This window comes from Flavobacterium sp. (assembly GCF_044368625.1).
Taxonomy (GTDB): Bacteria; Bacteroidota; Bacteroidia; order Flavobacteriales; family Flavobacteriaceae; genus Flavobacterium.
Map to the genome: position 1 here is coordinate 1 of NZ_JBIPPD010000164.1, position 7,571 is coordinate 7,571.

General features: G+C 35.7%; 9 protein-coding genes and 1 pseudogene. 2 read left to right on the forward strand and 8 right to left on the reverse strand.

What is annotated here, in order from left to right:
- From ACIQ2X_RS11785 to ACIQ2X_RS11795, 3 genes are all read right to left on the reverse strand, one after another.
- On the reverse strand, positions 1 to 270 hold a 270-nt coding region (locus ACIQ2X_RS11785), incomplete at its 3' end, for a DUF2400 family protein (protein ID WP_396179114.1).
- Positions 263 to 1,963, reverse strand: coding sequence for an LIC_10190 family membrane protein (locus ACIQ2X_RS11790; protein WP_396179115.1), 1,701 nt, complete (start codon positions 1,961 to 1,963; stop codon positions 263 to 265). The genes ACIQ2X_RS11785 and ACIQ2X_RS11790, both read right to left, overlap by 8 nt.
- A gap of 1 nt (position 1,964) precedes the next feature.
- Positions 1,965 to 2,627 carry an ABC transporter ATP-binding protein gene (locus ACIQ2X_RS11795; protein ID WP_396179116.1) on the reverse strand — a complete coding sequence of 221 codons (663 nt, stop codon included), beginning with the start codon at positions 2,625 to 2,627 and terminating at the stop codon, positions 1,965 to 1,967.
- Positions 2,628 to 2,854: 227 nt separating this feature from the next.
- On the opposite strand from ACIQ2X_RS11795, the gene msrA reads away from it, so the two are divergent.
- Positions 2,855 to 3,496 carry a peptide-methionine (S)-S-oxide reductase MsrA gene (gene msrA / locus ACIQ2X_RS11800; RefSeq protein ID WP_396179117.1) on the forward strand — a complete coding sequence of 214 codons (642 nt, stop codon included), beginning with the start codon at positions 2,855 to 2,857 and terminating at the stop codon, positions 3,494 to 3,496.
- 48 nt (positions 3,497 to 3,544) lie between these two features.
- Positions 3,545 to 3,826: a hypothetical protein gene (locus ACIQ2X_RS11805; RefSeq protein WP_396179118.1), complete on the forward strand. Its 282-nt coding sequence runs from the start codon at positions 3,545 to 3,547 to the stop codon at positions 3,824 to 3,826.
- A gap of 200 nt (positions 3,827 to 4,026) precedes the next feature.
- Here ACIQ2X_RS11805 and ACIQ2X_RS11810 read toward each other — a convergent pair whose 3' ends face one another.
- The 5 genes and pseudogenes from ACIQ2X_RS11810 to ACIQ2X_RS11830 form a co-directional block, all read right to left on the reverse strand.
- A complete protein-coding gene (locus ACIQ2X_RS11810; protein WP_396179119.1) occupies positions 4,027 to 4,329 on the reverse strand; it encodes a DUF6787 family protein in 303 nt (100 codons plus the stop codon).
- Between the two features lie 33 nt (positions 4,330 to 4,362).
- Complete coding sequence (locus ACIQ2X_RS11815; RefSeq protein WP_396179120.1) at positions 4,363 to 4,779, reverse strand: DUF6146 family protein; 417 nt, start codon at positions 4,777 to 4,779, stop codon at positions 4,363 to 4,365.
- Positions 4,780 to 4,896: 117 nt separating this feature from the next.
- Positions 4,897 to 5,853, reverse strand: coding sequence for a D-2-hydroxyacid dehydrogenase (locus ACIQ2X_RS11820; RefSeq protein WP_396179121.1), 957 nt, complete (start codon positions 5,851 to 5,853; stop codon positions 4,897 to 4,899).
- Positions 5,854 to 5,873: 20 nt separating this feature from the next.
- Positions 5,874 to 6,953 (reverse strand): 3-phosphoserine/phosphohydroxythreonine transaminase, encoded by a 1,080-nt coding sequence (gene serC / locus ACIQ2X_RS11825; protein WP_396179122.1) that lies wholly within the window; start codon positions 6,951 to 6,953, stop codon positions 5,874 to 5,876.
- 111 nt (positions 6,954 to 7,064) lie between these two features.
- A pseudogene (locus ACIQ2X_RS11830) lies at positions 7,065 to 7,571 on the reverse strand (acyl-CoA reductase); the annotation flags it as partial.

The window sequence follows — 7,571 nt, forward strand, 5'->3', positions numbered from 1 at the left end:
ATTTTCGAAGGAATCCAATTGACTTTCAGAATGTGACATCACAAAGTCATAAGGCGAATTACCCATCAAGTTCATCATTTTCGAAGCATTACTGATAATCATTTTTCGGTTGCCCCAAGCGATTGTAGCACTCAAAAAACCAGCAATTTCAATGTCTTCTTTCAAGGAAAATTGGTGCGGAATTTGGATTGGATCACTTTCAATAAAGTCGGGACGGTTGTACAATCTTACTTTTTCGTCTAGAAATTCTTTTAATTCGGAATTAGTCATCAGTTGCTGTTTTTTTGGAATAAAATCCATCTTTCAATTCTTTAGTTCGCATTTGAGGAATTAGATCGAAATTTTTTCGGTAATATTCAACCTGTGATTTATTTACGCAAGGTAAATTGCCATTTCCGGTTCCAAAAAAGAATTCGTTTTCTAGTGGCGAATGATATTTTAAATTTCCTAGTTCAATCACTTCAAAATCAGTATTCATTTTCGTATTGGGTTGCGGTTTAATTAACATTTTTACCGAAAAAATATTGTTTTCTAACATGAATTTATTGTTGGTAAAAACACGAAATGAAATTGGTGTAAACAATAAAAAAACAATGGGCAGCAATCCAATAACCAGCAATGATTGGGTCCATTTTTTATTTTTAATGATACATATTAAGCAAAAAAATCCGAAAAAAAGCATAAAATTCATAAAAAAACGATATTGTGGCGAAGTAGCTAAAAGTAAAATTAGTTGTAATAGCATTAATGCATACAACAACCACATCGCTTTTTTGTTTTGAAATTTGTAAATAAACACTGGCGATATCAATAGAATGAGAACACTAATTTTATTAAATATTCCATTGATTTTAGGCATCGAAACCCAATGCTGCAACATCTCATTAATTGTCATCGCACGAAACTGTTTGGGCGTCACTTGATAACCAAAATACTTGATATTGTCATAGTAGTTACTTTCGATAATTTTAGGTATACTGTAATCCGTAGTAAAAGAGGCAAACAATTTCGAAGGAAAAAGTACCGATCCACTGATAATCATATTCTTGGAAATAAAGAGTACTAAAATCAATAATGCAACAGCTCCTGGTAAAATCAGCTTTTTTGATAAAACTTTTAAATTTTGAATCAAAAGTAGGAGGGGAAGTGAGGCCAATACCACAGAAGTACTCTTGATGTACAAGATAAAAAGTACCAAAATCACAATCAAATTGAATTTTTCCGACGAGCAATTTTTGAAGTTTTCTAAGAAATAAAACAGAATCACGAAGGTCAAAACATAAATAGGAATGTCAGGCGACGGTGCACTGATGAATTGGAAAAAATAAATGCTTGCTAATGGAAATACACCAACTAACAAATAATTTAAATTCATGTTTTCAGTATATTTTTCTACCTTTTCTACCGAAAAAAGCATACCTAAAAACAAACAATAACCACTTAAATCATTAAAATCAGCATACAAAAAAGAGAAATTAAACACACTTTGCGTAACGTGCCAACCGCTTGCTTGGCCCAAATACAAATGCAAATTCGCCAATCCTTTTACGAAACCGTATTCATTAAACCATTTAATTGTTTGGATGTAATACGATTCATTATCAATTACATAAGGAAGTAAACTGCATTGTGCTAAAATCAGTAGCGTTGTAAATGTCAAGAAAAATTTCAGACCTGGTGAAAGTGTTACCATGTTGCCCCACCAACTTTTATAACTTTCTGAAATTTTCGCTTTATTTTTGAAAAATAGAAATCCGTTACAAAGCAATAAAACACTGTGAAATTCGAAATTAATTCTTCCAAAAAAAGCCCAAATACTGGCTAAAATTGTAATTGTAAAAAGACCAAGAAAAGAAGTGATTACTAAATTTTTATTTTTTAAGCCAAGGATTTTGTTGCAAACCACACCGAAATTGACGGTGGTAAAAACAACATACAGCCATGAGATTAAAATAAAAAGCATGTTAATTCGAGATTAAACCATCGACCATTACAAGTTTTCGATCGGCCATATTGGCAAAATCTTCGTTGTGCGTGACGATGACAAAAGTTTGTCCGAATTCGTCCCGCAAGTCAAAGAACAACTGATGCAAATTTTCGGCGGAAACGGTGTCCAAGTTCCCTGAAGGTTCATCGGCAAAAATGATTGCCGGTTTGTTAATCAATGCTCGTGCTACGGCAACGCGCTGTTGTTCGCCACCCGAAAGCTCGTTGGGCTTGTGGTGAGTTCGGTGTCCCAAACCCAAATATTCCAGCAGTCTGGTGGCTTCTTGCTCGGTTTCTGATTTGTTTTTATGGGCGATAAAAGCGGGAATGCAAACGTTTTCCAAAGCGGTAAACTCGGGCAACAATTGGTGAAACTGAAAAATAAATCCCAAATTTAAATTTCTAAATTTTGAAAGTGCTTTATCCTTGAGTTGCAGAACATTTTCGCCGTTGATTTTTAACGAAGTAGTTGGAGTAGTTGACGGAGCGTCCAAAGTACCCAAAATTTGCAGTAAGGTTGTTTTTCCCGCACCAGAAGCACCCACAATGGAGACAATTTCTCCTTTTTTGATGTGTAAATCAACCCCTTTTAAGACTTGTAAATCGTCGTAGTACTTTTGAATATTGACTGCCTCAATCATTTTTTATTTTTTTACAAAGTAACAAAGTTTTTCGGAAATCCAAATCTACAACTCTTCTTTCTTTCGTATATAACTGATAAAGTTGCGTTAACAACTTGCATTTTTGTTGACTTATAAAGTAAATTTGTTCAACAAAAAAAGACAGTGAAAATGGTAGTGCATTTGTTTATACAGTAAACTTTTCTACTATATTTAAAATGTTGTCGTTTTTTAAAACCTATTTTAAAATGAAAAAAATAATAGCAATCGCATTGGCATTTTCCACTTTGGGATGTCAATCAAAAGAGAAAAAATCAATGACAGAAGTTCCCTCAGCAGCAGCAATTAAAAATCAGAATTTGGAAACAGCAACCTTAGCTGGTGGATGTTTCTGGTGTACCGAAGCAGTGTTCCTCGAAATTGAAGGTGTAAAATCAGTACTTCCGGGTTATATTGGTGGCCAAACCGTAAATCCAACGTACGAAGAAATTTCAACAGGAAGAACGGGACACGCCGAAGCTATCGAAATTGTATTTGATCCAAAAGTGGTAAGTTACGGCGAGCTTTTAGAAATATTTTTTGCCACACATGACCCAACAACCCTAAACCGTCAAGGAGCGGATGTGGGAACTCAGTACCGAAGTGAGGTTTTTTACTACAACGATGCACAGAAAAAAATTACCGAAGAGTACATTGCTTTACTGAATTTGGAAAACACTTTTGGCAAACCCGTAGTAACCAAAATTTCGGCGGCACCAAAGTTTTATGTAGCTGAAGATTATCATAAAAATTACTACAGCAGAAACACGAGTCAGTCGTACTGTTCGTACGTGATTACACCAAAAATCAATAAGTTGAAAGAAAAATTCCAAGACAAGTTAAAAAAATAGTCGGCACGTTTTAGGCATTGTTTTTGTTTTACTTTAGATATGAAACAAATGGAACAAATTTCTGAAAAGAATACTAAAACAAGGGATTTGGTTTTAAGTCTTTTGTTGGATGCCGTCGGAATGATGTCTTTTTCGATTCCCTTTATTGGCGAATTCGCTGATGTAGTTTGGGCGCCACTTTCCGGGTTTATAATGGCTTGGATGTACAAAGGAACTATGGGAAAAGTAGCGGGAGTGGTTTCGTTTTTAGAGGAAATTTTGCCCGCAACCGATGTCATTCCTTCTTTTACAATTATGTGGTTTTACACTTATATTATTAAGAAAAATTAATTTTTATTTTAAACTTTTTTAAAAAATTTTTAAACCCAGAAGCATTTCACTTTTGGGTTTTTTATTTGAAATCTAAAATTCTAATACATCAGGTTACCTTCAGTAGAGTTTATCTACGAGAATTATCGAATATTTCAATTTTAAACTCAACATTCCAGTCTCCCCTCCTTCGGAGGGGGGGGGTTGGGGGAGGCTTTCCCTCACTTCAACAAAAACCCCATCTTCATACTCCGAATCATTCGTTTGGCAAAAGGGGTAAAAAATTGGGATTGTCCAAAAAGCCATCCAAAGAACATCAGCATAAAAGGATAGAGTGGAAGAACAAGGACTAGTAAAATGATGTAGTACAGAATGATATTGGTGTTTTCTTTGGTGATGTTCAATTGATCGAGAAAGAACGACGATATTTTTGCCGACAACGAACCATTTATTGCAAAGACAATAAAAATAATTGCAAGTTGGAAATTCGAAGTAATACCCCAACGGGTTTTGAGTTTGTTCATCTATTCAGGAAAATTTTCTTACAAAAATAGGACTTATAATCGAGCACTAAAACCCCCAAGTTGAATATTATTTGTCAATTGAAAATAGGTCAAATAATTGAAAAGCAAATAATTTACTTCATAGCCGTAATCGATATTGGGATCGTAATTGATGGTCATTTCAAACAAATTGCGTTGTTGACCCGTCATTACATTTTGATTCCATTGCATCACCCACATCTGGTTCCGTTGTTCCATATAGCTTTGTGAATAATAATTTCGCGGTCGTGCATAACTCGGGAGCCATCCGCTAAATCCGGGATCAATAATGATGACTTCGTATTCCAGTTCGTCGTTCGCAATTCGGATGGTATCGTTTTTAATAGCTGTAGTGTCAAAGGTGCTTGTTCTCTTGGTTCCGCAGGAAAACACCAAAAAGAGCACAACAACAAATAAGTAGTATTTTTTCATTGTTCGTATTTTGTTGAAATTTACAAATTTTTGACGGTTTAGCATCCAACTTAGAATTGATTTAACAAAAAAAGTCAAACCGCAAAGTTTGACTTATATTTTTAAAAATTGTGTGACTTAGTTTTTTAACAGACCAATGATTTGTTCGGCCAGTTCAACGCCAATTCGGTCTTGGGCTTCAATAGTTGCAGCACCAATGTGCGGCGTTAACGAAATTTTGGGATGCATCAATACTTGTACGGCTGGCGTTGGTTCTTCTTCAAAAACATCCAGTCCTGCAAAAAGTATTTTATCGGCATCCAAGGCTTTTAACAAAGCGACTTCATTGATAATTCCTCCTCGCGACGCATTGATGATTCCTGCATTTTTTTTCATCAAATCAAATTCGGCTTCGTCAATAACATATCCATTTTCTTGAGCCGGAACGTGTAGTGTGATAAAATCGGCGTGACGCAAAACGTCTTCCATTGGTTCGGTTTCAATGTTGACATTGATGAATTGACCGTTATAAAAATCGACTTTAATTTCGGCGTGCCCTATAAATTTATCCGCTGCAATTACCCGCATTCCCAGTCCCAAACCCATTCGAGCAACTTCGCGACCGATTCTTCCAAAACCAATGATTCCAAGGGTTTTTCCACGAAGTTCGATGCCATCTGCATAGGCTTTTTTCAGTCCATTAAAATTGGAATCGCCTTCCAAAGGCATATTTCGGTTGGAATCGTATAAAAATCGCACTCCCGAAAATAAATGGGCAAACACCAATTCGGCAACCGATTCTGAAGAGGAGGCGGGCGTGCTTATTACGTTTTTCCCCTGAGCTCTTGCGTAGTCGACTTCAATGTTGTCCATTCCTACACCACCACGTCCAATAACTTTTAACGACGGACAATTGTCGATGATTTCCTTGTTGACTTTTGTAGCACTTCGCACTAATAAAACAGTGATTTCGTGTTTATTGATATAAGAAACAACTTGTTCTTGGGCCACTTTGGTAGTGATGACCTCAAATCCGTTTGCTTCTAAAAGTTGGATTCCGCTGGGCGAAATTCCATCATTGGCTAATACTTTCATCTTTTTTTTATCGAAAAATTCTAATTATTTATACTATATTGTTCCAATTCTTTCATTGCGTCAACCAAAACTTGTACGCTTTCGATTGGTAAAGCATTGTATATTGATGCACGAAAGCCGCCCACGCTTCGGTGGCCAACAATTCCAGATATGTTTTTGCTTGCGCAAATTTGAGCAAATTTTTCTGTTTGCGAAACATCTTTAAGCAGAAAAGTAGCATTCATTAAAGATCGATCTTCTCTTACCGCGGTTCCTTCAAACAATGGATTTCGATCAATTTCGGCATACAATAACGCTGCTTTTTGTTGGTTTCTTTTAGCAATTACAGCAACTCCACCGTTGGATTTCAGCCATTTTAAATTTAAAAGCGTCGTGTAAATTGCGAAAACCGGAGGCGTATTGAGCATACTTTCAGCAGCAATATGTTTTTGATAATCCAGTAAAGTGGGGATTTTTCGTTCGGATTTGCCTAAAATATTTTTTTTCACCACAATCAAAGTTACACCCGCTGGACCCATATTTTTTTGAGCTCCTGCATAAATCAAATCAAAGGCCGAGTAATCCAATTCACTCGAAAGAATATCCGAACTCATGTCACAAATTACGGGAACATTTGTTTTGGGAAAATCATGCATTTGAGTCCCGTAAATGGTATTGTTGGACGTGCAATGAAAATAAGCAGCGTCCTCCGGAATCAAATACTGTTTCGGAATGTAGTTGTAATTTTGATCTTTAGAACTTCCTGCAACATATACATTTCCAAAACTTTGTGCTTCTTTTATGGCATTCGATGCCCAAACACCAGTGTCCAAATAAACAGCAGTTTGGTTTTGCGGCAGCAAATTATACGGAACTCGCAAAAATTCCATACTCGCTCCACCTTGTAAAAACAAGACTTCGTAACCTTTATCTTGAAGTTGCATCAATTCTAAAACCAGCGCTTTGGCTTCTTCCAAAATAGCAATAAATTCCTTGCTACGGTGCGAAATTTCTAAAATTGAAAGTCCAGAATTTTCTAAATTTACAACGGCTTGTGCGGCTTTTTCAAAAACTTCTTGTGGCAAAATACTTGGGCCAGCACTAAAATTATGTATCTTCATTAACGAGATCGGTTTGATGTTGAAAGTGCAAATTTCAAAAAAATGCCTTTAAACTTGGCTAACATTTTGGTAACGATTTGGAAATACTTTTAACAATAACGTTGTAGTAAATTAGAGGTTTTGTAAAAATGCCAAGGTATCCACATCATCAGCATAATCCCAAAGTGCAGGCTTCTGTGTTTTACCAAAAGATATACTGTTAGGAACTAAGTCTTTGGAAACAATGCATTGAATTTGTTCATTTTCTGAAGCTAATTTGGATTTTAATGTTTCCAAATCATCATAAAATTCATAAAAAACGCTTGAAATAGGCGAGGAGTAACTGGAATCTTCTTTGATGGTGAGAAACCCGTTGTCCAATAATTTAAAATTACTCATCAAAAATACCGCTTTGTTGTAATCATAATTATTGGCGTATTTTTCATAGTGAATCACGTCTTGGTACTTGAAAATTCCTTCAAAAAATGCATCAAAAATATATCCTTTGGGTACAAAAATTTTTGAAACATTGCGGCATCCCAAACCAAAATACCTAAAAATATCTTCGCCTAAAGCTTCAAAATCTGCTTTGGTTTCGGATCCATTTAAAACGGCAACAGAATTTCTGTTTTTGCGAAT

What these genes read in the sequence shown, in the direction of transcription:
- ACIQ2X_RS11790 (WP_396179115.1), bottom strand. Translation starts at nt 1,963, where the DNA reads ATGCTTTTTATTTTAATCTCATGGCTGTATGTTGTTTTTACCACCGTC.
- ACIQ2X_RS11795 (WP_396179116.1), bottom strand. Translation starts at nt 2,627, where the DNA reads ATGATTGAGGCAGTCAATATTCAAAAGTACTACGACGATTTACAAGTC.
- msrA (WP_396179117.1), top strand. Translation starts at nt 2,855, where the DNA reads ATGAAAAAAATAATAGCAATCGCATTGGCATTTTCCACTTTGGGATGT.
- ACIQ2X_RS11805 (WP_396179118.1), top strand. Translation starts at nt 3,545, where the DNA reads ATGGAACAAATTTCTGAAAAGAATACTAAAACAAGGGATTTGGTTTTA.
- ACIQ2X_RS11810 (WP_396179119.1), bottom strand. Translation starts at nt 4,329, where the DNA reads ATGAACAAACTCAAAACCCGTTGGGGTATTACTTCGAATTTCCAACTT.
- ACIQ2X_RS11815 (WP_396179120.1), bottom strand. Translation starts at nt 4,779, where the DNA reads ATGAAAAAATACTACTTATTTGTTGTTGTGCTCTTTTTGGTGTTTTCC.
- ACIQ2X_RS11820 (WP_396179121.1), bottom strand. Translation starts at nt 5,853, where the DNA reads ATGAAAGTATTAGCCAATGATGGAATTTCGCCCAGCGGAATCCAACTT.
- serC (WP_396179122.1), bottom strand. Translation starts at nt 6,953, where the DNA reads ATGAAGATACATAATTTTAGTGCTGGCCCAAGTATTTTGCCACAAGAA.